The 262-nt window shown below is 67.9% G+C and carries 1 protein-coding gene; it reads left to right on the top strand.

From position 1 onward, the window contains the following. Positions 1-262: HisA/HisF-related TIM barrel protein (locus tag CVH10_RS21635; RefSeq protein ID WP_369335959.1), on the top strand; the 262-nt coding region annotated here is incomplete at both ends.

The raw sequence follows: 262 nt of genomic DNA, 5'->3' as shown, positions 1-262 counted from the left end.
TGCACGGCGACTTCGCCCAGGTGACGCATTACGACCAGCAGCCGGCCGCCCGCCTGACGACCTTTGCGGCCGAGGGCGCGGAGTGGATTCACATCGTCGATCTGGACGGAGCCGAGGCGGGCGAGGCGCGTCAGCACGCCCTGATTGGTGAACTGACCCAGGCCATCGACGTCAAGGTTCAGTCGGGCGGCGGCGTCCGCAGCGCCAACGATGTAGCCAAGCTGCTGGAGGCGGGCGTTTCGCGCGTCGTCGTAGGGTCCTT

Source organism: Halomonas sp. ND22Bw, assembly GCF_003011945.1.
Taxonomy (GTDB): Bacteria; Pseudomonadota; Gammaproteobacteria; order Pseudomonadales; family Halomonadaceae; genus Halomonas; species Halomonas halophila.
Note: the sequence above shows the minus strand (reverse complement) of the source record. Positions and strands in the feature narration are given on the sequence as shown.